This is a genomic window from Caballeronia hypogeia (assembly GCF_001544875.2).
Taxonomy (GTDB): Bacteria; Pseudomonadota; Gammaproteobacteria; order Burkholderiales; family Burkholderiaceae; genus Caballeronia; species Caballeronia hypogeia.
In genome coordinates this window covers 104,441-125,773 of the sequence record NZ_FCOA02000009.1, presented here as the reverse complement: position 1 = coordinate 125,773, position 21,333 = coordinate 104,441, and the positions used below count along the sequence as shown (strand labels likewise).

Annotated in this window: 22 protein-coding genes and 3 riboswitches; of the genes, 11 read left to right on the top strand and 11 right to left on the bottom strand. The window is 66.4% G+C overall.

The window, feature by feature from the left end; all coding sequences use genetic code 11:
* Position 1: 1 nt before the first annotated feature.
* From cobM to AWB79_RS15915, 4 genes are read right to left on the bottom strand one after another with little or no spacing between them, the layout of a single operon-like run.
* Positions 2 to 727, bottom strand: coding sequence for a precorrin-4 C(11)-methyltransferase (gene cobM / locus AWB79_RS15930; RefSeq protein WP_061168374.1), 726 nt, complete (start codon positions 725 to 727; stop codon positions 2 to 4).
* On the bottom strand, positions 724 to 1,458 hold the full coding sequence (locus AWB79_RS15925; RefSeq protein ID WP_198399043.1) for a cobalt-precorrin-6A reductase: 735 nt from the start codon (positions 1,456 to 1,458) through the stop codon (positions 724 to 726). Before AWB79_RS15925 ends, cobM begins: the two co-directional genes overlap by 4 nt.
* A complete protein-coding gene (locus AWB79_RS15920) occupies positions 1,452 to 2,549 on the bottom strand; it encodes a cobalt-precorrin-5B (C(1))-methyltransferase (protein ID WP_061168372.1) in 1,098 nt (365 codons plus the stop codon). Before AWB79_RS15920 ends, AWB79_RS15925 begins: the two co-directional genes overlap by 7 nt.
* A 9-nt stretch (positions 2,550 to 2,558) precedes the next feature.
* A complete protein-coding gene (locus AWB79_RS15915; RefSeq protein WP_061168371.1) occupies positions 2,559 to 3,770 on the bottom strand; it encodes a bifunctional cobalt-precorrin-7 (C(5))-methyltransferase/cobalt-precorrin-6B (C(15))-methyltransferase in 1,212 nt (403 codons plus the stop codon).
* Between the two features lie 73 nt (positions 3,771 to 3,843).
* A riboswitch (cobalamin riboswitch) is annotated at positions 3,844 to 4,034 on the top strand.
* A 64-nt stretch (positions 4,035 to 4,098) separates the two neighbouring features.
* On the opposite strand from AWB79_RS15915, the gene cobG reads away from it, so the two are divergent.
* The 4 genes from cobG to cobJ are packed head-to-tail and all read left to right on the top strand — an operon-like array spanning position 4,099 to position 8,348.
* Positions 4,099 to 5,364: a precorrin-3B synthase gene (cobG, locus tag AWB79_RS15910; protein ID WP_082862381.1), complete on the top strand. Its 1,266-nt coding sequence runs from the start codon at positions 4,099 to 4,101 to the stop codon at positions 5,362 to 5,364.
* Complete coding sequence (locus tag AWB79_RS15905; RefSeq protein WP_061168478.1) at positions 5,357 to 5,983, top strand: precorrin-8X methylmutase; 627 nt, start codon at positions 5,357 to 5,359, stop codon at positions 5,981 to 5,983. Before cobG ends, AWB79_RS15905 begins: the two co-directional genes overlap by 8 nt.
* Complete coding sequence (locus AWB79_RS15900) at positions 5,980 to 6,708, top strand: precorrin-2 C(20)-methyltransferase (RefSeq protein WP_061168370.1); 729 nt, start codon at positions 5,980 to 5,982, stop codon at positions 6,706 to 6,708. Before AWB79_RS15905 ends, AWB79_RS15900 begins: the two co-directional genes overlap by 4 nt.
* Positions 6,709 to 6,722: 14 nt before the next feature.
* The gene (cobJ, locus tag AWB79_RS15895; RefSeq protein ID WP_096031551.1) at positions 6,723 to 8,348 is read left to right on the top strand and encodes a precorrin-3B C(17)-methyltransferase; all 1,626 of its coding nucleotides are present in this window, start codon (positions 6,723 to 6,725) and stop codon (positions 8,346 to 8,348) included.
* Here the strand turns inward: cobJ and AWB79_RS15890 are convergent.
* The 4 genes from AWB79_RS15890 to cobW form a co-directional block, all read right to left on the bottom strand.
* Positions 8,324 to 8,908: a vWA domain-containing protein gene (locus AWB79_RS15890; protein ID WP_232470917.1), complete on the bottom strand. Its 585-nt coding sequence runs from the start codon at positions 8,906 to 8,908 to the stop codon at positions 8,324 to 8,326. The genes cobJ and AWB79_RS15890 overlap by 25 nt on opposite strands.
* A 104-nt stretch (positions 8,909 to 9,012) precedes the next feature.
* Complete coding sequence (locus AWB79_RS15885; protein ID WP_061168368.1) at positions 9,013 to 10,005, bottom strand: magnesium chelatase ATPase subunit I; 993 nt, start codon at positions 10,003 to 10,005, stop codon at positions 9,013 to 9,015.
* A 17-nt stretch (positions 10,006 to 10,022) separates the two neighbouring features.
* A complete protein-coding gene (cobN, locus tag AWB79_RS15880; protein ID WP_061168367.1) occupies positions 10,023 to 13,799 on the bottom strand; it encodes a cobaltochelatase subunit CobN in 3,777 nt (1,258 codons plus the stop codon).
* 5 nt (positions 13,800 to 13,804) lie between these two features.
* The gene (gene cobW / locus AWB79_RS15875; protein WP_061168477.1) at positions 13,805 to 14,890 is read right to left on the bottom strand and encodes a cobalamin biosynthesis protein CobW; all 1,086 of its coding nucleotides are present in this window, start codon (positions 14,888 to 14,890) and stop codon (positions 13,805 to 13,807) included.
* A gap of 112 nt (positions 14,891 to 15,002) precedes the next feature.
* Positions 15,003 to 15,256: riboswitch (cobalamin riboswitch) on the bottom strand.
* 129 nt (positions 15,257 to 15,385) lie between these two features.
* On the opposite strand from cobW, the gene AWB79_RS15870 reads away from it, so the two are divergent.
* From AWB79_RS15870 to AWB79_RS15855, 4 genes are all read left to right on the top strand, one after another.
* Entirely contained in the window at positions 15,386 to 15,793 is a 408-nt protein-coding gene (locus AWB79_RS15870; RefSeq protein ID WP_061168476.1) for a cobalamin biosynthesis protein, read from the top strand.
* 242 nt (positions 15,794 to 16,035) lie between these two features.
* On the top strand, positions 16,036 to 16,638 hold the full coding sequence (gene cobO / locus AWB79_RS15865) for a cob(I)yrinic acid a,c-diamide adenosyltransferase (protein WP_061168366.1): 603 nt from the start codon (positions 16,036 to 16,038) through the stop codon (positions 16,636 to 16,638).
* A gap of 5 nt (positions 16,639 to 16,643) precedes the next feature.
* The gene (locus tag AWB79_RS15860; RefSeq protein ID WP_061168365.1) at positions 16,644 to 17,942 is read left to right on the top strand and encodes a cobyrinic acid a,c-diamide synthase CobB; all 1,299 of its coding nucleotides are present in this window, start codon (positions 16,644 to 16,646) and stop codon (positions 17,940 to 17,942) included.
* Positions 17,939 to 18,172 (top strand): DUF1289 domain-containing protein, encoded by a 234-nt coding sequence (locus AWB79_RS15855; RefSeq protein ID WP_061168364.1) that lies wholly within the window; start codon positions 17,939 to 17,941, stop codon positions 18,170 to 18,172. Before AWB79_RS15860 ends, AWB79_RS15855 begins: the two co-directional genes overlap by 4 nt.
* A 54-nt stretch (positions 18,173 to 18,226) precedes the next feature.
* Here the strand turns inward: AWB79_RS15855 and AWB79_RS15850 are convergent, their stop codons facing one another.
* Entirely contained in the window at positions 18,227 to 19,018 is a 792-nt protein-coding gene (locus tag AWB79_RS15850; protein ID WP_061168363.1) for a CbtA family protein, read from the bottom strand.
* Between the two features lie 9 nt (positions 19,019 to 19,027).
* The gene (locus AWB79_RS15845; protein WP_061168362.1) at positions 19,028 to 19,261 is read right to left on the bottom strand and encodes a CbtB domain-containing protein; all 234 of its coding nucleotides are present in this window, start codon (positions 19,259 to 19,261) and stop codon (positions 19,028 to 19,030) included.
* 29 nt (positions 19,262 to 19,290) lie between these two features.
* Positions 19,291 to 19,414, bottom strand: a riboswitch (cobalamin riboswitch).
* A gap of 47 nt (positions 19,415 to 19,461) precedes the next feature.
* Between AWB79_RS15845 and AWB79_RS15840 the strand changes: the two genes are divergently transcribed.
* The 3 genes from AWB79_RS15840 to hmuQ all read left to right on the top strand — a co-directional run bounded on the left by AWB79_RS15840 (position 19,462) and on the right by hmuQ (position 20,867).
* Positions 19,462 to 20,037 (top strand): histidine phosphatase family protein, encoded by a 576-nt coding sequence (locus AWB79_RS15840; protein ID WP_063963503.1) that lies wholly within the window; start codon positions 19,462 to 19,464, stop codon positions 20,035 to 20,037.
* 81 nt (positions 20,038 to 20,118) lie between these two features.
* The gene (locus tag AWB79_RS15835) at positions 20,119 to 20,490 is read left to right on the top strand and encodes a DUF1428 domain-containing protein (RefSeq protein ID WP_061168361.1); all 372 of its coding nucleotides are present in this window, start codon (positions 20,119 to 20,121) and stop codon (positions 20,488 to 20,490) included.
* Between the two features lie 62 nt (positions 20,491 to 20,552).
* Positions 20,553 to 20,867: a heme-degrading protein HmuQ gene (hmuQ, locus tag AWB79_RS15830; RefSeq protein ID WP_061168360.1), complete on the top strand. Its 315-nt coding sequence runs from the start codon at positions 20,553 to 20,555 to the stop codon at positions 20,865 to 20,867.
* Positions 20,868 to 20,963: 96 nt separating this feature from the next.
* Here the strand turns inward: hmuQ and AWB79_RS15825 are convergent, their stop codons facing one another.
* On the bottom strand, positions 20,964 to 21,287 hold the full coding sequence (locus tag AWB79_RS15825; protein ID WP_061168359.1) for a hypothetical protein: 324 nt from the start codon (positions 21,285 to 21,287) through the stop codon (positions 20,964 to 20,966).
* Positions 21,288 to 21,333: the final 46 nt, after the last annotated feature.

Here is a 21,333-nt window from a genome sequence, read left to right as displayed (position 1 = left end):
ATCAGTCCTTCGCGTAGAGCGTCGAATCGGCGAAACCGTGTGCGTCGAGCACGCGGCCGACCAGCACCATCGCCGTGCGCTCGACGCTCGCCGCCCGCACCTTCGACGCGATATCCGCGAGCGTCCCTTGCACGCGCGTCTCGTCTGGCCAGCTTGCGCGAAACACGACCGCCGCCGGGCAATCCGCGCCGTAGTGCGGCACAAGATCGGCGACGATGCGCTCGATATGGCGCACGCCGAGATGGATCGCGAGCGTCGCGCGATGGCGTGCGAGATCGGCGAGGCTTTCGCCTTCGGGCATCGACGTCTTGGTCGCGTAGCGGGTGAGGATCACGGTCTGCGAGATGCCGGGCAGCGTCAGTTCGCGTTTGAGCGCGGCCGCGGAAGCCGCCGTCGCCGTCACGCCCGGCACGATCTCATAATCGATGCCCAGCGCCTCCAGCTTGCGGATCTGCTCGCCGATAGCGCCGTACAGCGACGGATCGCCGGAGTGCACGCGCGCCACGTCGTACCCGCGTCCGTGCGCCTCGCGCAACAGCGCGACGATGGCGTCGAGATCGAGTTCGGCCGTATCGACGACCTGTTCCGCCCGATGCCCTTCGAGCACCTGCTTCGGCACCAGCGAGCCGGCGTAGAGAATCACGGGACAGCTACGAATGAGCCGCTGCCCCTTCACGGTGATGAGTTCGGGATCGCCCGGTCCGGCGCCGATGAAATAGACGGTCATGTTTCGTGATTCAGTTGGGTAAGCGCGTCGCGGGCGCTGGAGGCGTCGTCGAACGCGCGGTCGGCGTCGGGAAGTTCGGGACGCGCCAGCATCACGACGGGCATTCCGCGCTCGCGCGCGACGGCCAGCTTCGCCTCCGTCGCGCGTCCACCGCTGTTCTTGCTGATGACGACATCGATGCGCGCGGCGTCGAACAGCGCGCGCTCGCCTTCCGGCGTGAACGGCCCGCGCGCATCGACGATCGTCGCGCGCGCGTTGCCGGGATGCGCGTCCAGACAGCGGATCGTCCAGTGCTGCGACGCCGGAATCTCGTCGAGATGCGCGAGCGGTTCGCGCCCGAGCGTGAAAAGCGGCCGATGAAACTCCGCGATCCGCTCGACGACGCCGCGCCAGTCGCGAGCCTCGCGCCAGTCATCGCCGGTTTGCGCCTGCCATTCCGGACGGCGCACGGCCCACAGCGGCACGTTCGCAATTGCACAGGCTTCGCGCGCGTGGCGGCTCATCTGCGCGGCATACGGATGCGTCGCGTCGACGACCAGCCCGATGCGCTCCGCGCCCAGATACGCGACCAGCCCGTCCACGCCGCCAAAACCGCCGACGCGCACCGCACAGGCAAGATCGTCCGGCACGCGAGCGAGGCCCGCGAGACTGTAAACATGCGTGGCGGATAGACCGCGCGCGATGGCGAGCGCATCGCCGGTGCCGCCAAGCAGCAGCACGCGCTTCATGATGCGCTCCCGACAATGCTCCCTTGCCGATCGATCGCGAAGGTCTCGACTTCGATGCCCGGCGGCAGCACGTCTGCCGCGACATCGCGCGCGCGCCGGCACACGATGTCGCCGAGTGCAATGCCTTCCGCGCGCGCCAGCCGGAGCGCTTCCTGACTCGTGTTGGCCGCGCGGATCGACTGCTGCAGCGCGTCGCTCGCGCCGGCGTCGGCGGCCCACGCGGCGAGCAGCGGCAGGTCGATGCTGGAATTGCGGCTGTGCAGATCCATATGCCCCGCGGCGAGTTTCGAGAACTTGCCGAAGCCGCCGCACAGACTCAGCCTCTCGACCGGCGCACGGCGCAGATGCTTGAGCACCGCGCCCGCGAAATCGCCCATTTCGATCAGCGCGATGTCCGGCAGACCGTAGCGCGCGCGCATGGCGTCCTCGCTCTGATTGCCCGTGCAAGCGGCGATATGCCGATACCCATTGGCCCGCGCCACGTCGATTCCCTGATGTATCGACGCGATATACGCCGAGCATGAAAACGGCCTGACGATGCCGGTCGTGCCGAGTATCGACAAGCCGCCGAGGATGCCGAGGCGCGGATTCATCGTCTTGAGGGCGAGCGCCTCGCCGTTCTCCACGCCGATGCTCACCTCGAAGCCGCCGCTGTAACCCGCGCTCGCGGCCAGCGCTTCGAGATGGTCGGTCATCATGCGGCGCGGCACGGGATTGATCGCCGGCTCGCCGATGGCGAGGGCGAGTCCCGCGCGCGTCACTGTGCCGACGCCCGGCCCCGCGTGAAAGCGCGCGCCCGTCACGGGCGAAAGCCGCACGCGCGCGAACACCAGCGCGCCGTGGGTCACGTCGGGATCGTCGCCGGCGTCCTTGATGACGCCAGCTTCGGCCGTATCGGTTTCGTCGGGAACACGGCGGCAGAACGTCAGCGCCATGGTCACGCAACGCCCCTTCGGCAACACGATTTCCGCACGCTCGGCCGTCTCGCCGAGCAGCAGCAGACGCGCGGCGGCGAGGCTCGTCGCGGTCGCGCAACTGCCCGTCGTGTAGCCGCTTCGGAGCGGCGCGGCCTGTTCCGGCGTTTCCTCACGCATGACGACGCTTCACGGCTTGCTGGCGTGCAGCAGCGTGATCGGCAGCGCGGGGCGCCACGTATCGAAGCTGCCGAGCGGCTCCGCGTGCGCAATGCCGACGCGCGCCAGTTCGCCGCCGTGCCGCGCGCGCCATTCGACGAGCGCCATTTCGCTTTGCAGCGTCACCGCATTGGCGACGAGGCGGCCGCCCTGCCGCAAGCGCGCCCAGCACGTATCGAGCACGCCGGGCGCGGTCACGCCCCCGCCGATGAACACCGCATCGGGCGCGGGCAGGCCGTCGAGCGCGGCGGGCGCTTCGCCCTTCACGAGTTGCAGCGCGGGCACGCCGAGCGCGTCGCGATTGTGCTCGATCAGGCGCTGGCGGCTTTCGTTCGCCTCGATCGCGATCGCGCGGCAGGCGCCATGCGCGCGCATCCATTCGATGCCGATCGAGCCGCAGCCCGCGCCCACGTCCCAGAGCAGCTCGCCCGGCTGCGGCGCGAGCCGCGCGAGCGTGACGGCGCGCACGTCGCGTTTGGTGAGCTGGCCGTCGTGGCGATAGACGTCGTCGGGCAGGCCGGGCGTGAGCGGCGGTCCGGCGTGGCCCGCGTGGGTGCGGCACTCGATCGCGACGAGATTGAGCGTCGCGACCTGCGGTTCGCGCCAGTCGTCGGCGCGTTCGTCGATACGGCGCTCGGACACGCCGCCGAGATGCTCGAACACGGTCATGCGGCTCGGGCCAAAGCCATGCGCGGTGAGCAGCGCGGCGACGGCGGCGGGCGTCGCGCCATCGGCGCTCAGCACGATCAGGCGCGCGCCGCGATGCAAGCTCGCGAGCAGCGACGCGACCGGCCGGCCGACCAGCGACACGCACGTGGCCTCCTGCAGCGCCCAGCGCAGACGGGCCGCCGCGAGCGACAGCGACGACGGCGCGGGAATCACCCGCATTTCGCCGTGCGCGACCTCGCGCGCGAGCGTCGCGCCAACGCCGAAGCACATGGGATCGCCGCTCGCGAGCACGCATACGCGCGTGCTGAAGTCGCCGCGTTCGGCAAGCACGGCATCGAGCGAAAAGGGTTTGGGCCACGGCACGCGGCGCGCATCGATGCGCGCCGGCAGGAAGGCGAGATGTCGCTCGCCGCCGTGGATCGAATGCGCTTCGGCGAGCGCGCGGCGGGCGGCGCGGGACAGGCCATGCCAGCCGTCCTCACCGATTCCCACGACGGTCAGCCAGGTCGACATGCGGCATCTCCTCGTTGCGGCTCCAGACGCGCCTCGGGCGGCACGCAAGGGGTCGGAAGGTCGATAAAAGCGGGCATAATACAGGTCCGTCGGTGCCCGGGGCGATCAAAAACCCAGGGCCTAAGAGGGAACACAGCGAAACTGTGGCTGCCCCCGCAATTGTACGCAGCGAGTCCGCGCTCCACTGCCACTGGTTTTTACCGGGAAGGCCGGCGCGAATGTCGACCTGCCAGCCAAGAGACCTGCCGACTCAACGCATTCGCGCGACGCCGACCGGGCGGGGTGTACCGGTTCGCTCAATACGCGCGAAGCCCTTTGGGCCACGTTTTTGACATCATCCGATCATTCGCCGTCCGCGATTGCCCCACGCGCCTCCGCGTGTCCGGGGCTTCTGCGCATCGTGCCCGCGCGCGATGGCGGGCTCGCGCGTCTGCGTCTGTTCGGCGGCGAGTTGCGTGCGGAAGCCGCGCGCGCCGTGGCCCGCGCGGCGCGCGAATGCGGCTCGGGCGTGATCGAAGTGACCAATCGCGCGAACCTGCAACTGCGCGGCATTCGCGACGACACGCATGCCGCGCTCGTCGAAATCGCGTTCGATGCGGGTCTCGGGCCGTCCACCGCGAGCGGCGACGACATCCGCAACGTAATGCTCAGCCCGCTCGCGAGCGATCACACGCGCGCGCTGGCCGCGCGAATCCTCGACGCGATGCAGGCCGATGCCGGGCTGCATACGCTGTCGCCGAAATTCGCCTTGCAGCTCGATGGCGGCGAACGCCTCGCGATGCTCGATCATCCGCACGACTTGTGGCTCTCCGCGATCGACGACGGCGCGCGCTTCGCGTTCGGCTTCGCGGGCACGATGACGCCCGCGCTCGGCGCGATTGCGCGCGGCGATGCCGTCGCGTTCGTGACACGTGTGCTGCACCGCTTCCTCGCGCTGGCCGCGCCCGAAGAACATCGCATGCGCGATCTGCTGGCGCGCATCGGCGCCGCGCGGTTTCTCGACACGCTTCATTTCGACCAAAACCTCGCGACCTGGCGGCGCGCTCCCGCCGATGCCACGCTGCGTCTCGGCGCGCACGAGGACCCGCATCGCGCGAGATGGTACGCGGGCGCGCAGACCCCGCTCGGCCGTCTCGACGCGACATCGCTCGAAGCCCTCGCCGATCTCGCCGACACGCACGCTGAAGGACGTCTGCTGATGACGCCGTGGCAAAGCGTGCTGATACCGGGCATCGCTCCGGACGCCGCGCCCGCAGTCGTCCAGCGCCTGCGCGCGCTGAACCTCGCGACCGATCCGCGCGAGCCGCTCGCTCGCCTGATCGCATGCGCGGGCTCGACCGGTTGCGCGAAAAGCCATGCCGATACCAAAGCCGATGCGCACCGGCTCGCCCCGCTCCTGTCTTCGCACGATCAGGAACACGTGCATCTGAGCGGCTGCGAGCGTTCGTGCGCGGCGGCGCATACCGTCCCGGTGACGCTCTACGCGGTCGCGCCGGGACGCTACGACCTGCATCGCGACGCGCACATCGTCGCGCGCAATCTGACCATCGAAGAGGCGGCCGAACGGCTCGCCCGGAGCCATGCCGATGCCTGACTACATCCGCGACGGCGCGGAAATCTATCGCCAGTCGTTCGCGACGATCCGCGCCGAAGCCGATCTCCACGCCATTCCGCCCGACCTGGAAAAGCTCGCCGTGCGCCTGATCCACGCGTGCGGCATGGTCGACATCGCGGGCGATCTGCGCTTCTCGAAAGGCGCGGGCGATGCGGGCCGCCGCGCGCTCGCGTCGGGTGCGCCGATTCTCTGCGACGCGCGCATGGTCGCCGAAGGCATCACGCGCGCGCGGCTGCCCGCGGACAACCGCGTGATCTGCACGCTCGGCGATGCATCCGTGCCCGAACGCGCCCGCGCGCTCGGCAACACGCGCTCGGCCGCCGCGCTCGAACTGTGGCTGCCGGATCTCGAAGGCGCGATCGTCGCGATCGGCAATGCGCCGACCGCGCTGTTTCATCTGCTCGACATGCTCGATGCGGGCGCGCCGAAACCCGCGCTGATTCTGGGCTTTCCGGTGGGTTTCATCGGCGCGGCGGAATCGAAGGCGATGCTCGCCGCCGACAGCCGCGGCGTGCCTTTCGTCGCGCTGCTGGGCCGGCGCGGCGGCAGCGCGATGGCTGCGGCCGCCGTGAACGCGCTCGCCTCGGAGGCCGAATGATGAGCGGACGTCTGTATGGTCTCGGCGTCGGCCCGGGCGACCCGGAACTGATCACCGTGAAAGCGCTGCGGCTTCTGAAGGCCGCGCCGGTGGTCGCGTACTTCGTCGCGAAGGGCAAGAAGGGCAACGCGTTCGGCATCATCGAAGCGCATCTCGACGAGACGCAGATGCGCCTGCCGCTCGTCTATCCGGTGACGACCGAGGCGCTCGAGCCGCCGTTGTGCTACGAGACGATCATCAGCGCGTTCTACGACGGCGCCGCGCTCGAGATCTCCGCGCATCTCGAAGCCGGCCGCGATGTCGCCGTGATCTGCGAGGGCGATCCGTTCTTCTACGGCTCGTACATGTATCTGCACGACCGGCTCGCCGCGCGCTTCGAGGCGCATGTGGTGCCGGGCGTGTGCTCGATGCTGGGCGGCGTCGCGGTGCTGGGCGTGCCGCTCGTGTATCGCAATCAGAGTCTGTCGGTGCTGTCGGGCGTGCTGCCCGAAGACGATCTGAAGCGCCGGCTCGAAGCCGCCGACGCCGCGGTCATCATGAAGCTCGGGCGCAACTTCGAGAAAGTGCGGCGCGTGCTCGGCGAGCTCGGGCTCGATGAACGCGCGCTCTACGTCGAGCGCGCGACGATGGCGAATCAGCGCATCGTGCCGCTCGACGAAGTCGATCCGATGGCCTCGCCGTATTTTTCGCTGCTCGTCGTGCCGGGGAAGAAATGGCGGGCCTGAGCGCTTTCAGGTCGATGGCAATCGTCGTCCTCGGCCCCGCCGCGCTCGATGTCGCGCGGCGCATTCAGGCGCGTTTCGTGGATGCGCGCGTGCACGGGCTCGCGAACCGCGTCAATGCCGATATTGCTTACGCCGATTTCGGCGCGCATCTGCGCGCGCTTTACGCGAGCGGCACGCCGATCGTCGCGCTGTGCTCGGCGGGCATCGTGATTCGCGCGCTCGCGCCAGGTCTTGCCGATAAAAGCGCGGAGCCGCCCGTGCTCGCCGTCGCGCAGGATGGCAGCGCGGTCGTGCCGCTGCTAGGCGGCATGCGCGGCGTGAACGTGCTGGCGCGCGAGATCGGCGCGGCGCTCGACGTCGCGCCCGCAATCACGACGAGCGGAGAATTGCGTTTCGGACAATGCCTGCTCGCGCCGCCGGAAGGCTACGTGCTGGCGGATATCGAGCGCGGCAAGCGCTTCGTCTCCGACCTGCTCGCGGGGCAGGCGACGCGCATCGAAGGCCGCGCGCCCTGGCTCGACGAGGCTGCCCTGCCCCGCGCCGCCGACGCGCGTCTCACCGTGCGCGTGACGCCCCAGGCGATAAGCGATGAACACAGTCTCGTGATTCATCCGCGTGGCGTGCTCGCGTGGATCGGCGATGTCCCGCGCGATGATGACGTCGCGGAATGTGTGCGCATCGCGTTGCGCGAGCGTGGTGTGTCGCCGCTTGCGCTCGCCGCATTGGTCGCGCCCGCGCACTTCATGACGAGCGCGTCGCTCGAAGCCGCGGCGCGCGCGCTCGATGTGCCGCTGCGCTTCTGCGATGTCCCGCCGTTCGATACCGGCGATGCGCGCGGCGTCGTTTTGCGCGTGGACGACGCGCCCGTCGACGTGCAATCGATCGGCCGCGCGCGCGGCAGGCTGAGCGTGATCGGCCTCGGTCCCGGCAGCGCCGAACTGATGACGCCCGCCGCGCGATCCGCTCTGACCGCGGCTCAGGACGTGCTCGGCTACGAAACCTACGTGCGCATGGCGGGCCCGTTCCGCGACGACCAGCGCGTGCACATGACCGACAACCGCGAGGAGTTGCAGCGCGCGGCGCACGCGTTCGAACTCGCGAGTACGGGACGTCGCGTGGTCGTGGTGTCGTCGGGCGATCCGGGCGTCTTCGCGATGGCGGCCGCCGTGCTCGAAGCGCTCGACAAAGGGGCGTTGGAGCATCCCGAATGGAATCAGGTGAAGCTATCGGTCGTGCCGGGCGTGTCGGCATCGCTCGCGACGGCTGCGCGCGCCGGTGCGCCGCTGGGCCATGACTTCTGCGTGCTGTCGCTGTCGGACAACCTGAAGCCCTGGAGCGTGATCGAGACGCGCATCGCGCACGCGGGCGAGGCGGATCTGGTGATGGCTTTCTATAACCCGCTGTCGAAGGCGCGGCCGTGGCAGTTCGATCGCGCGATCGAGATCGTCAAGCGGTATCGGAATGCGACGACGCCTGTCGTTTTGGGAAGGGACATCGGGCGACCGGCTGAAGCGTTGCGCGTGGTTACGCTCGGTGAGCTCAAAAGCGATCTCGTCGACATGCGCACGATGGTGATCGTCGGGTCATCGACTACGCGCGTGGTCGGGGATTGGGTTTATACGCCGCGCTGGTACGAGTGAGCCAATGCGTCGGCGGTGACGTATTGCGCGTTCCAGTCGATTGCCAGCGCCTCGCCGCGTCCCGCGCGAATCACGCCATCCTCGAAATCCACGACGACGATTTGATCCACCGAAGCCGGCACGTGCGGCCGCTCGTTCGTCCTTCCATCGGTCAGCACCCACAACCAGCGACGCTGCGATGGTCTGCGCCGCGCCGCGCGCGCGAGCACCGTCGCCGCGCTCGATAGCCCCAACGCCAGCGGCGTGCCGCCGCCGCCGCCGATCGGCGCGACCCATCCTTCATTGAACCAGCGCGCCGCGCCCGGCTGACGCCGCACTTCGGCGCGCCCGCCACCGAAGCACACGAGCGCGATTTCCGCCCGTTCGCGATACGCGCGGTCGAACAACGCGACGAGCATGCCCTTCGCGCGCGCCAGACGCTCGCCCGCGAGCATCGAGCCGGAGCAATCGAGCAAGAAGCAATGCAGCACCGCGCCTTCGCCGTGCGTGCGGCGATAGCGAAGATGCCGTGCATCGAGACGCGCGGCACGCTTGGCGCGCAACGTCGCGATCCAGTCGATGAGCACGCTCTCTTCGCCTTCGCGAGATGCGTAGCGCCCCTTTGATCGCGCTGCGTTCCATCGAAGGCGATGCTCTCCGGCATCCGCGTCGCGCCTTCGATGGCTCAGGCTTTTTTTGCGGCGAGCGGTCTCACTTGCTTGACCTTCGCGGTGCCGGCGGGCTCGGGCGGCATGTAGCCCCAATCCGATTCGCCCGCGTTCGATTCGCCTTTCGCCGCATCCCGCGTGGCGTCATTCCGCGATGGAGAAGAGGCAGCGCCTTCATGTTTCCGATGCTGCAACACTGCGTCCGCCACACGTTCGACGTGCGCGACCGTGACGACCGTGGATCCTTCCAGCGCGGCCAACGCACGCGCCGCACGCAACATCACGATATCCGCGCGCAAGCCATCGACGTGGGCCGCGATGCACAGTTCGCTCACGCGCGCATGCACGGCATCGTCGAAGTCGAACGATGCGAGAGCCGCGCGCGCCGCATGAATGCGTTCGATCAACTTCGCCTGTTCATCCTGATGACGCGCGCGAAATCCGCGTGGATCGAGATCGAATGCAAGACGCGCTTTCACGATGCGCTGACGCACATCCGCATCGAAGCAATTGCGCATCTCCACCGCGAGACCGAAGCGATCCAGCAATTGCGGACGCAGCTCGCCCTCTTCCGGATTCATCGTGCCGATGAGCACGAAGCGCGCGTCATGCCGATGCGAAATGCCATCGCGCTCGACGATGTTCACGCCGCTCGCCGCGACATCGAGCAACTGATCGACGAGCGGGTTCGGCAGCAGATTCACTTCATCGACATACAGCACGCCCAGATGCGCCTTCGCCAGCAGACCCGGCGAAAACTTCACGCCGCCGTCGCGCAACGCGCTTTGAATGTCGAGCGTGCCGATCAGTTGCTCCTCGCTTGCGCCGAGCGGCAAGGTCACGAGCTTCCCCTCGGGCAGCAGTTCCGCGAGCGCGCGCGCCGCCGTGGATTTCGCCGTGCCGCGCGGCCCGCTGACGAGCACGCCGCCGATGGATAAATCCACCGCTGCGAGCAAAAGTGCCTGCTGCAAGGGCGTTTGCGCGACCAGCGCGGTGAAAGGAAACACCATGGAGGAAGTGGATTCGTTCAAGACTGTCGGCCTTCAATGCGCTGTTCGGCATCGAGCAGATGCCGTTCGACCTGCTCGCGATAAGCGGCGGGCTCCTGCCACAGGCCGCGCTCCATCGCTTCGAGCAGACGCTCGCAGATCGATTGCAGCGCGTGCGGATTGTGCTGTGCGATGAACTCGCGCGTATCGGTATCGTTCACGTAGGCATCGGTGACGAGCGCGTACTGATGATCCGACACCACGCGCGCCGTCGCGTCATAACCGAAGAGATAATCGACGGTCGCCGCAAGCTCCGACGCGCCCTTGTAGCCATGGCGCTTCACGCCGTCGATCCACTTCGGATTGACGACGCGCGCACGCACCACCCGCGCGATCTCCTCATTCAACGTGCGCACGCGCGGCGCGGCGGGATTGCTGTGATCGGCGTTATACGTCTGCGGCTGCACGCCGGACAGATAGCGCACAGCCGCGACCATGCCGCCCTGAAACTGGTGATAGTCGTTCGAGTCGAGCAGATCGTGCTCGCGGTTGTCCTGATTCTGCAGCACGACATCCAGCGTCGAGAGGCGCGTGCCGAAGCTCGCGCGCGCTTCCACGCCGTCGCCGGTCTGTGAATACGCGTAGCCGCCGGTGCTCTGATACGCGGCGGACAGATCCGCATCGGTCTGCCACTGGCGCGCGTCGATCAGCTCCTGCAGGCCCGCGCCATACGCGCCGGGCTTCGTGCTGAACACGCGCCAGCCCGCGCGACGCCGCGCTTCCTTCGCTTCCACGCCGCGCGCCATCAACTCGTCGCGTTCGCGGAGAATGCGCGCACGGATCGGGTTGATGTCGGCGGGTTCGTCATCGAGTTCGGCGACGGCCTGCACCGCTGCGTCGAACAGATGCATGAGGTTGGCGAAGGCGTCGCGGAAGAAGCCCGACACGCGTAGCGTCACATCGATGCGCGGCCGGTTGAAAATCGATATCGGCAGGATCTCGAAATCCGTCACGCGATGACTGCCCGCCGCCCACTTCGGCCGCACGCCGATCAACGCGAAGGCCTGCGCGATATCGTCGCCGCCGGTGCGCATCGTCGCCGTGCCCCACACCGACAAGCCGATGGCGCGCGGGAAATCGCCATGATCCTGAACGTGCCGCTCGACCAGCGCATTCGCCGACTTCACGCCGAGCGACCATGCGGCTTGCGTCGGCAACGCGCGGGTATCGACCGAATAGAGGTTGCGTCCGGTAGGCAGGACGTCGGGCCTGCCGCGCGATGGCGAGCCGCTTGGTCCCGGCGGCACGAAACGTCCTTCCAGGCCGCGCTTCAATTGCAGAAGCTCCTGCGGTCCGCACGCGTCGAGCCGCGCGAGCACGTCGCCGCGCAGGCGTGCGAGCACGAGCGCGGCTTGCGGTCCGGGCGCTGTCGCGGCTTCGTCCGACAATAGTTGCATCGCTAACGATTCGAGCCGCTCACGCGTGTCGCCATGATGACGCCACGGTGCATCGATCACGTCGAGAAGCGTTTGCGGACGAGGACCGGTCCACGGCGCGGACCAGTCGGCATCGAGCGGGTCGAAGGTGCCGGGAAGATGCAGATCGCGCGCCAGCGCCGCGATGAGGCTGGCGTTCGCACCCTGACCGTCGCCGATCGGAAAGCGTCCGAGCGCGAGCAGCGTGTCGCGGCGTTGCACGCCTTGCGGCGAGACGCCGAACACGTGCAGGCCGTCGCGTATCTGCGCCTCCTTCAGTTCGCAGAGGTACGCATCGGCGCGCGTGAGCAATGCGTCTTCGCCCGCGACGTCACGCGGCGCATCGAGTCCGAGCTCCTCATGCAGCCGGTTCTCGACGATGGTCGCGAGGATCGACTTTCGCAACAGCTTCGCGCGGCGCGTATCGACCATCAGCGCTTCGTAGTATTCGTCGACCTGGCGTTCGAGGTCCTGCAACGGCCCGTAGTTTTCCGCCCGCGTGAGCGGCGGCATCAGATGATCGATGATGACAGCCTGCGCGCGCCGCTTCGCCTGACTCCCTTCGCCCGGATCGTTGACGATGAACGGATAGAGATGCGGCATCGGACCCATGATCGCATCGGGCCAGCACGACGACGACAGCGCCACGCTCTTGCCCGGCAGCCATTCGAGATTGCCGTGCTTGCCGACATGCACGAGCGCATCCGCCTGAAAGCGCAGGCGCAGCCAGAAATAGAACGCGAGATACGCATGCGGCGGCACGAGCTCGGCATCGTGATAGCTCGCGTAATCGTTGCGTTCACGCGAACGCGAAGGCTGTATGCCGATGAAGACTTCGCCACAGCGATAGCCCGCGATCATGAAGCGGCCGCGTCGCACCGTGGGATCGTCCTCGGGCGTCCCCCAGGTCTTTTCCAGCACGGCGCGCGCATCGGCGGGCAGCGTGCGATACGCATCCAGATATTCTTCGAGCGACAGGCTTTGCAATGCCGGACGCAGATCGCGCACGACCGGGTCGTTGGTCACGCCTTCGGTCAACGCGGCGATGAGCGCATCGCCATCGCGCGGAATCGCGCCCGTGCGATAGCCTTCGCGCGCGAGCATCGAGAGAATGCCGAGCGCCGACGCGGGCGTGTCCAGCCCCACGCCATTGCCGATGCGCCCTTCGCTCGCCGGATAGTTCGCGAGCACGAGCGCGATGCGCTTCTGCGCATTCGGCGTCTGACGCAGCCGGCACCAGCGGCGGCTGAGCTCGGCAACGAAGCGCACGCGTTCGGCGTCGGCCTGATAGCGCACGACATCCACCTGCGTGTGCTTGCAGTAATACGCGAGCCCCTTGAAGCTCACCGCGCGCGTGATGATGCGGCCATCGACTTCGGGAAGCGCGACGTGCATCGCGACATCGCGCGAATTCAGACCATGATTGTCCTTCTGCCAGTCATCGCGATTGCCGCCGCTCAAAATGACCTGCAGCACGGGCGCGTCGCCCGCGATTTCGAACGCATCGTTTTCGCCGATCACGCTCGCCGCGAATGCCGTCGTGTTCAGTACGAGCGATGCGCGATGCTCCGCGCACAAGCGCTCGACCACTTCACGGCTCACGCTTTCCTTCAGCGACGAAAGCGCGATCGGCAGCGGATTCATGCCTTCTTTTTCGAGTGCTTCGATCAGCGCATCGAACACGGCCGTGTTGCCGGACTGCAGATGCGCGCGATAAAACAGGATCGCGACGACCGGCGCGCCTTCGGTCCAGCGCGCCTGCCAGTCTTCGATAACGGCGATCTCGCGTTCGGGATGATAGATCGCGACCACGGGCAACGGACTCGGCGCTTGCGGCTCGCGACCGAAGCCGAACGCACGATAAGCGATCGTGCGCAAAAACTCCTCGGCATTGCGCGCGCCGCCTTCACGCAAATAGCGCGACAGCTCGCGGCAGAAATCCGCATCGGCCGTGCTCTTTGCCGTGAGATTCGGGTCTTCGGCGAGATCGCCCGAGAACATGGCGAGCATCTGCTTCTGCTCTTTCGCCAGCGCGACGAGACGCTCGATGCCATATGGCCAATACGATTCGCCGCCGAGATGATCGACGATCACGACCTTCGCGTGACGCAGCACGTCATCGACATAGAAATCGACCGACGCGGGCTGGCGCAGGAACGACTGATTCGCGAGCCGCACTTCGGGAAAGCCCGGCTCCAGCCGCGCGAACGCGCTTGCCAGAAGCGCGAGCGTCGTATCGGCGGAACTGAGCACGACGATCGGCGCGCGGGTCTGGTCGATGCGCATGACGCCCTGCGCATCGTCGACGAAGCCTCCCGGTGTCGTGCGAAGCAGATGCATGGCGTTTATGCCTGAACCGGCGCGCTCGCGAGCGCGGCGGCGAACGCGCGTTGCAGCGCATCGCGTTCGAGGTCCTCGCCGATCAGCACGAAGCGGCTCTCCGTCTGCGCTTCGCCTGCTTCCCAGCGGCGGTCGAAATAGCTGTCGAAGCGGCGCCCCACGCCTTGCACGACCAGGCGCATCGCGGCGCCCGGCAACGCGGCGAAGCCCTTCACCCGATAGATCGTGTGCTGCCCGACGAGCGCGTGCAATGCAGCCAGCGCCTGCTCGCGCGACTCGACCGCGCCATGCACGACGACGGAATCGAACTCTTCATGATGATGATCGGCATGCCCTTCCTCATCCGGCGAGCCGTGATGATCGTGCCGCAAGTGGATCGTCTCTTCCGATGCCGCTTCGAGTCCGAGCAGCGTATGCACGTCGAGCTGGCCCATTTGCGCGGGCACGATCTTCACTTCGCGCGGAATCTCGGGACGCACGAGCGCCTCGACTCTTTGCAGCGCGGCCGCGTCCATGAGATCCATCTTGTTGACGATCACGAGATCCGCCGACGACAACTGATCCTCGAACAACTCGTGCAGCGGCGATTCGTGATCGAGATTCGGATCGGCGCGGCGCTGCGCGTCGACCGCGACGGGATTTGCCGCGAACTGGCCGCTCGCGGCGGCGGGGCCGTCGACCACGGTGACGACGGCGTCGACGGTAAAGGCATTCTTGATCGACGGCCAGTTGAACGCCTGCACGAGCGGCTTGGGCAGCGCGAGACCCGAGGTTTCGATCAGCACGTGATCGATACTGTCGCGCCGTTCGACGAGCTGCTCCATCACCGGATAGAACTCTTCCTGAACCGTGCAGCACAGACAGCCGTTCGCCAGTTCATAGAGATTGCGGTCCTTCGAAGCCGCTTCGTCGTCGCAGCCGATGCCGCAACCCTTCAGGATTTCTCCGTCGATGCCGAGTTCGCCGAACTCGTTGACGATAACGGCGATGCGCTTTCCTTGAGCGTGGGTGAGGATATGCCGCATCAGCGTGGTTTTGCCGCTGCCGAGAAAGCCGGTCACGACCGTGACGGGGATTTTGCGGGTTTGCATCGTGGCTCCGAACTGTGGAGACGTGCGCATGTGCGCGCGAAGGCTTCGCGGCTGCACCGGATGGAAACGCACGGCTCGATGGATCATGGTCCGCGCCGCTTCCCCGCGGCTGCGAACCCTCTCAAGTCTGGCCGGTATCCGGGCTGACGACGACGCCGCTTCGCCTTCCCGCGCGCATGCGCAGTGGCCTTGAAGCCGGCTTCCCGTTCGTGCGACGAATGTTCGCGCGCGCGGGGTATCGTTTACCGTTGCGGGGGCAGCGCAGGTTGACGTTCGTTCGATCTCGCGAAGGAAAACGCATCCTGCTTCCCGTTTAACTGCGCGCGAGAGAATCCGCGCGCGAGCACCAAAACTGCGTGAAAGTCTAGGCCCGGCGGGCGTGAGCGTCAAGAAAGGCCCGGTTCTCGTTGTGCTATCGTTGGCCCGCCCTGAATCTTGCATCGAATTTCGGATCGCCATGAAAACCGTCATCGCGCGACGTTGCGCAACGTTCGCATGAATGCGCCGGCGGCGCTCCGGCTCGCGGTCGGCATCGGCTGCAGGCGTGGCGTGAGCGCGGATGCGATCGAACGCGCGGTGCGCGCCGCGCTCGGTGCGCATGGATTCGGCGATATCGCGATCGTCGCGAGCATCGATACGAAACGCAATGAAGCGGGATTGCTCGGGTTCTGCGAGCGTCACCGGCTGCCGTTGCATTTCTTCAGCGCGGATGAAATCGCGCACGCGCCGCGCACCACGCTTTCGCGGCACGCGAGGAAGCATTTACAGGTCGATGGCGTATGCGAGCCGTGTGCGCTGCTTGCGGGCAACGCGCACCCACTCATCGTGCCCAAGACGATCGATTGCGACGTAACCGTGGCGATTGCGCCGGCACGCCGAACTTTCGCGAGCGCGATACGGTAACCAGCGCGGCCCTGGGCGCTTCGTTCTTCGCGACGACCGGTCTGAGCTTGTCGCGACAGAGCCAGACGAGCACAGCCAGCGCCACGAGTTCGAGATAGAGGTAGAACGCGTCCATTTGTCCGCTCCTGAGGTCGGTGAGTACGTGATTGCATGATGCACACCGTCATTTAGCGCAGAATTAACGCGCGTCCTGTTGTAGGATACGATCCCGCCTTTCGCCCACCATCCCTCTCGGAGTTCACGTGAAAACCGATACCGACTCGCACCTGCGCATGACCCAGCGGCGCAAGGAAGGCCACGAAAAGAAGCAGGCCGCGGCGGATCACGAGAAAGGCCTGCTGATCGTGAACACCGGCAATGGCAAGGGCAAGACCACCGCCGCGTTCGGCATGGCCGTGCGCGTGCTCGGCCACGGCATGAGACTCGGCGTCGTTCAGTTCATCAAGGGCGCGCTGCACACGTCCGAACGTGATTTTCTCGGCGCGATCGCCCATTGCGATTTCGTCACGATGGGCGACGGCTATACCTGGAACACGCAGAATCGCGAAGCCGACATGGCCACCGCGCGCAAAGGCTGGAACGAGGCGCGGCGCATGATCGAAAGCGGCGAGTATCAGATGGTCGTGCTCGACGAGCTGAACACCGTGCTCAAGTACGAATACCTGCCGCTCGACGAAGTGCTCGACGTGCTGAAGGCGCGGCCCGCCATGCTGCATGTCGTCGTCACCGGACGCCACGCGCCCGACGCGCTCATCGAACTCGCGGACCTCGTCACGGAGATGCGGCTTGTCAAGCATCCGTATCGCGAGCAGGGCGTGAAGGCGCAACGCGGCGTCGAATTCTGAACGCGATGCCGCACTGCCCCGCACTCTTCATCGGCGCGAGCGCGTCGCATCAAGGCAAGACCACGGTCACGGCGGCGCTCGCGCGTCATCATGCGCGTCGCGGGCTGAGCGTGCGCGTCTTCAAGACCGGCCCGGATTTTCTCGACCCGATGATTCTCGAGCGTGCATGCGGCGCGCCCGTGTATTCGCTGCATCTGTCGATGGTCGGCCCCGACGCGTGCCGCGCCTTGCTCGCGCAAGCCGCGCGCGAAGCGGACCTGATCCTCATCGAAGGCGTGATGGGTCTGTTCGACGGCACGCCCAGCAGCGCCGATCTCGCCGCCGCGTTCAGGGTGCCCGTGCTCGCGGTGATCGGCGCGCATGGCATGGCGCAGACTTTCGGCGCGATCGCATTCGGGCTCGCGCGTTATCGCGCGGACGTGCCGTTTCATGGCGTGCTCGCGAATCGTGTCGCGTCGGCGCGTCATGCGCAGATGTTGTCCGAGACCATTCCGGAAGGACTGCACTACTGCGGTCATCTTTCGAATGCCGACGATATCGCGTTGCCCGAGCGTCATCTCGGTCTCACGCAGCCTGAAGAAATCGCCGGACTCGATGCCCGCCTCGACCGCGCCGCCGATGCAATCGCGCAAACCACGCTCGCCGAACTGCCGCCGCCCGTTCATTTCGACGATGCAACGCTCGCTGCGCCGCCGCGTCTGCTCGATGGACTGCATGTCGCAATCGCGCGCGATGCCGCGTTCTCGTTCGTCTATCCGGCGAACCTCGATCTGCTAACCGCAATGGGCGCGCGCATCAGCACGTTCTCGCCGCTCGCCGACGAACCCGCGCCCGAAGACGCCGATGCGCTCTATCTTCCCGGCGGTTATCCGGAACTGCATGCGGCAACGCTCGGATCGAATGCGCGCACGCGTTCGTCGATCGCGGAACATGTCGCGCGCGGCGGGCACATCGTCGCGGAATGCGGCGGGATGCTCTATCTGTTGAACACGCTGACCGACATCGAAGGCGAAAGGCATGCGATGCTTGGCATGCTTCCGGGCGACGCCGCCATGCAGCGCAAGCTGTCGCGCCTCGCGATGCAGCGCATCGACACGCTGCACGGCGCGATGACGGGTCACACATTCCACTACTCCACGCTCGATACGCCGATGCAGCCCGTGCTCCACGCCACGCACGCGACCACGGGCACGCAAGGCGAAGCGCTTTATCGGCACGGCCCGGTGACGGCCACCTACATGCACGCTTACTGGCCGTCGAATCCGGCCGCCGCCGCCGCGCTCTTTCGCGGCGAACCGCTATGACGACAACGCAAGACAACCTCGACTTCAGCATCGAACGCGCGAAAGCGCAGGACCCGATCGGCTCGCCGTGCACGGACGTGTGCAAGCTCGATTCAGAAACCGGGTTGTGTCTCGGCTGCTACAGAAGCCGCGAAGAGATCAAGACGTTCCGCACTCTGGACGATGCCGCGAAACTCGCGCTGTTCGATGCCTTGCTCGAGCGTCGCGCGGCGAATTCAGCGGCAAAGTAAAGAGCCCGCGCTCCTTTCGGAACGCGGGCTCTTTATTCATCTGCGGAAAAACACTCAGGCCGCAGCCATTCTCCTGACCACAGGACGTTCGAGCTCACGCGCGGCCAGCGCACCGAACACGAGACCGAGCGTGGTCCAGATCAGCGCCTGAATGCCGATCGCCGCGAGCCGGAAATTCCACAGCAGCGACGCCGAAAAGTCCGCGGGCACTTCATCGACACGCGGCAGCGTGACCTGCGCGATCGCGATCACGACGATATACGCGGCCCCGGCGATCAGCGACGCATTCCAGCCGCCATGCCGCGCCTGCAGCGTGCGTTGCAGGCGCACGGCGAACACCGCCGCGACGATGGAGATCGCCACCATGCCGAAAAATAGCGCCGTGCGCGGCCCGATCGTCTCGGGATTGCCGACGGCAGGCGGATTCGGCGGGTACTTGAGAAACGGCACGACGGCCACGCTCACGAAGCCCAGCAACGCCAGCACCGCCGACGTGCCGCGCGCATGCAGCGCGCCGAGCCGCCCATAAGCGAACGCGAAGACCAGCGAGAACAGGCCGCCCAGCGCCGTACCGAACACGGCTACGCCGGTCAGCAGGCCGAGGCCGGCTTGCGTGTCGCGGGAGACGAGTTCTTCATCGCCGTGATCGTGCGAATGGGCGGCGTTCGCCGCTGCATCCGCATGTTCATGTTCGTGTTCATGCGCCGGTTCGGCATGTTCATGCGAAGCCTCGAACGCAATCGCGCGCGCCACCGACGGTTCGCCGAACGCACGCGCGAATCCGAAGCCGATCAGGCCCGCGACGAGTCCCGCGATCATGCCGCGTATCAGCAAGGTACGAATCATGACGCGTCCTCAGTGGCACGGAAAGCCGAGCAGATGCCGGCCGTCGTGGACGAATTCGTGGACGTACATGCCCGAAAAGATGGACGTCGCGCCCTGCTCCGCGCCAACGAAGTAAATGGCGATCAGCAGAATGAGGCCGATGAAGACGGCCCAGGGCAACACTTCGCGCACCGGAAGCGGCACGGGAGAGTCGAGCGACGGGGAAACCGGAGCGGAAAAAGCCGGCGCGTTGGAAGCATTCATGGTGGTTCTCCAGGGAAAAGCGCGTCCCGATTGATGAAGAGCATGCAGCGGGGTCTGACTCGCGGCGCAGCAAAAGACTGGGTAACCGCATACAGTGGCGCGACCGTGCCGGGTTTGCACCGGCTTCCTCGCACTGCAAGCTTGCCATTTTATGACGATTGGCGGCAAAGTGAAACGATTCCACCGCCCATACGCCTCCCTTGGACATCATCCTGCTGTGCCACGCCGCCACGCGCGCGATGAAAACGGGCCGTTTCCCGACCGGCGACGAACCCGCCGAGTACGACGCGCGGGCGCAAGTCCGCGCGCAAACGGCGCGCGTGATCTCCGGTCCGGCACGCGTCGCGCGTGACACGGCGGGATGGATCGCGCGCTCGTATGAAATCATTCAGGAATTCGACGACATCGATTACGGCCGATGGCGCGGGCAATCCATTCGCGAAGTCGGCGAGCGCGAGCAGGAGAACATGGCCGCGTGGCTCACGGACCCGCACGCGCGACCGCATGGCGGCGAGAGCATCGCGATGCTCGCGGCGCGCGTGCCAGAAGGCATCGCGCGAATCGTGCGGATTCAGAACGTGGTGCCGCGCGATCGCTGCATCGTCGTCACGCATGCGATCGTCGTGAAAGTGCTGGTGGCGCTCGCAATCGGCAAGCCGCTCTCCTCCGTCTACGCGATGAACTTCGCGCCGCTCTCCTCGAGCGTGCTGAGCGTCGAGCCCGAAACCGGCGCATGGACGGTCGGTTTGCCGCAAACCGCGGACCGAACTTCGTAGCTCGCGCCATGCTCAAAGCAGGCAGCGCATCGTGCATGCGCAAGCCCGCTTCGACCTTCGACACTTCCTCAGGAGACTCACATGGCGCACTACGTGGATGGATTCGTCGTACCCGTGCCGATCGACAAGATCGACGCATACCGGGCCATGGCGGAAGCCGCCGGCAAGATCTGGATCGAACACGGTGCGCTGCAATTCGTGGAAACCATCGCCGACGACGTGAAGCCGGGCAAGCTCACGTCCTTTCCGCAAAGCGTGCAGATGAAGGAAGGCGAAACCGTGGCGTTCTCGTGGATCGTCTATGAATCGCGCGAGCAGCGCGACGCGGTCAACGCGAAAGTGATGGACGACCCGCGCCTGAAATCGATGATGGAATCCGGCGCGCCGCCGTTCGACCCGCAACGCATGTTCTTCGGCGGCTTCAAGTCGATGGTCGAACTGTCGCGCGGCTGATATTTTTCGAACTTCACACGCTCTGAACCGAACGCGCTTGTCGCGAAAGGAAACGCATCGACATGTATATCGCCATGAATCGCTTCAAGATCGTGCCCGGCGCCGAAGCCGATTTCGAACGCCTGTGGACCAGCCGCGATACGCATCTGAAAGATGTGCCGGGCTTCGTCGAGTTTCATCTGCTGAAAGGGCCTGCGAAGGACGATCACGTGCTCTATTCGAGCCACACGATCTGGGCGAATCAGGCGGCGTTCGAGGACTGGACGCGCTCGGACGCGTTTCGCGCCGCGCATCGCAATGCCGGCGGCGAGACGCGCCGGCTCTATCTCGGTCACCCGGAGTTCGAGGGATTCGAGGTGATTCAGACCGTCAAGTGAAGACGCTCGACTGAAAAATGCGAACGGTCGCGCTTTGGCGCGACCACGCGCGTTTTACACACGTGTGAAAAAACGCGCTTCGCTTGCGAGGTTTCTTCAGGCCTTCGCGCCGCGCGCCATCCGCTGCAAGGTCGACGAATCCATCGCCGCGGCGCAGATGCGCACCGCCTCCTTCAGCGTGCGCGGACGGCCAGCGCCGAATTGCGATTCGAGCATCGCCACCGCGCGCAGACGCTCGTCATTGCCGAGCTTCTCGCCGGTCGCGAGCTCCAGAACCGAGATGAAATAAGCTGCGGGCGGCGCTGCGCTCGCGTGCGCGGGCGTCTGGCGTTGCGCACCGGATACGCCTCCTGCGCCTTCATGCCCGTCGTCGTGTGCCGGAATCCACGGGTGCCACTTGCTGTCGTATCGACTTTTCATGGGTCAGTTCGCTGGCTCGATTGCTGTGGCGCCCCTTCGCGCCATT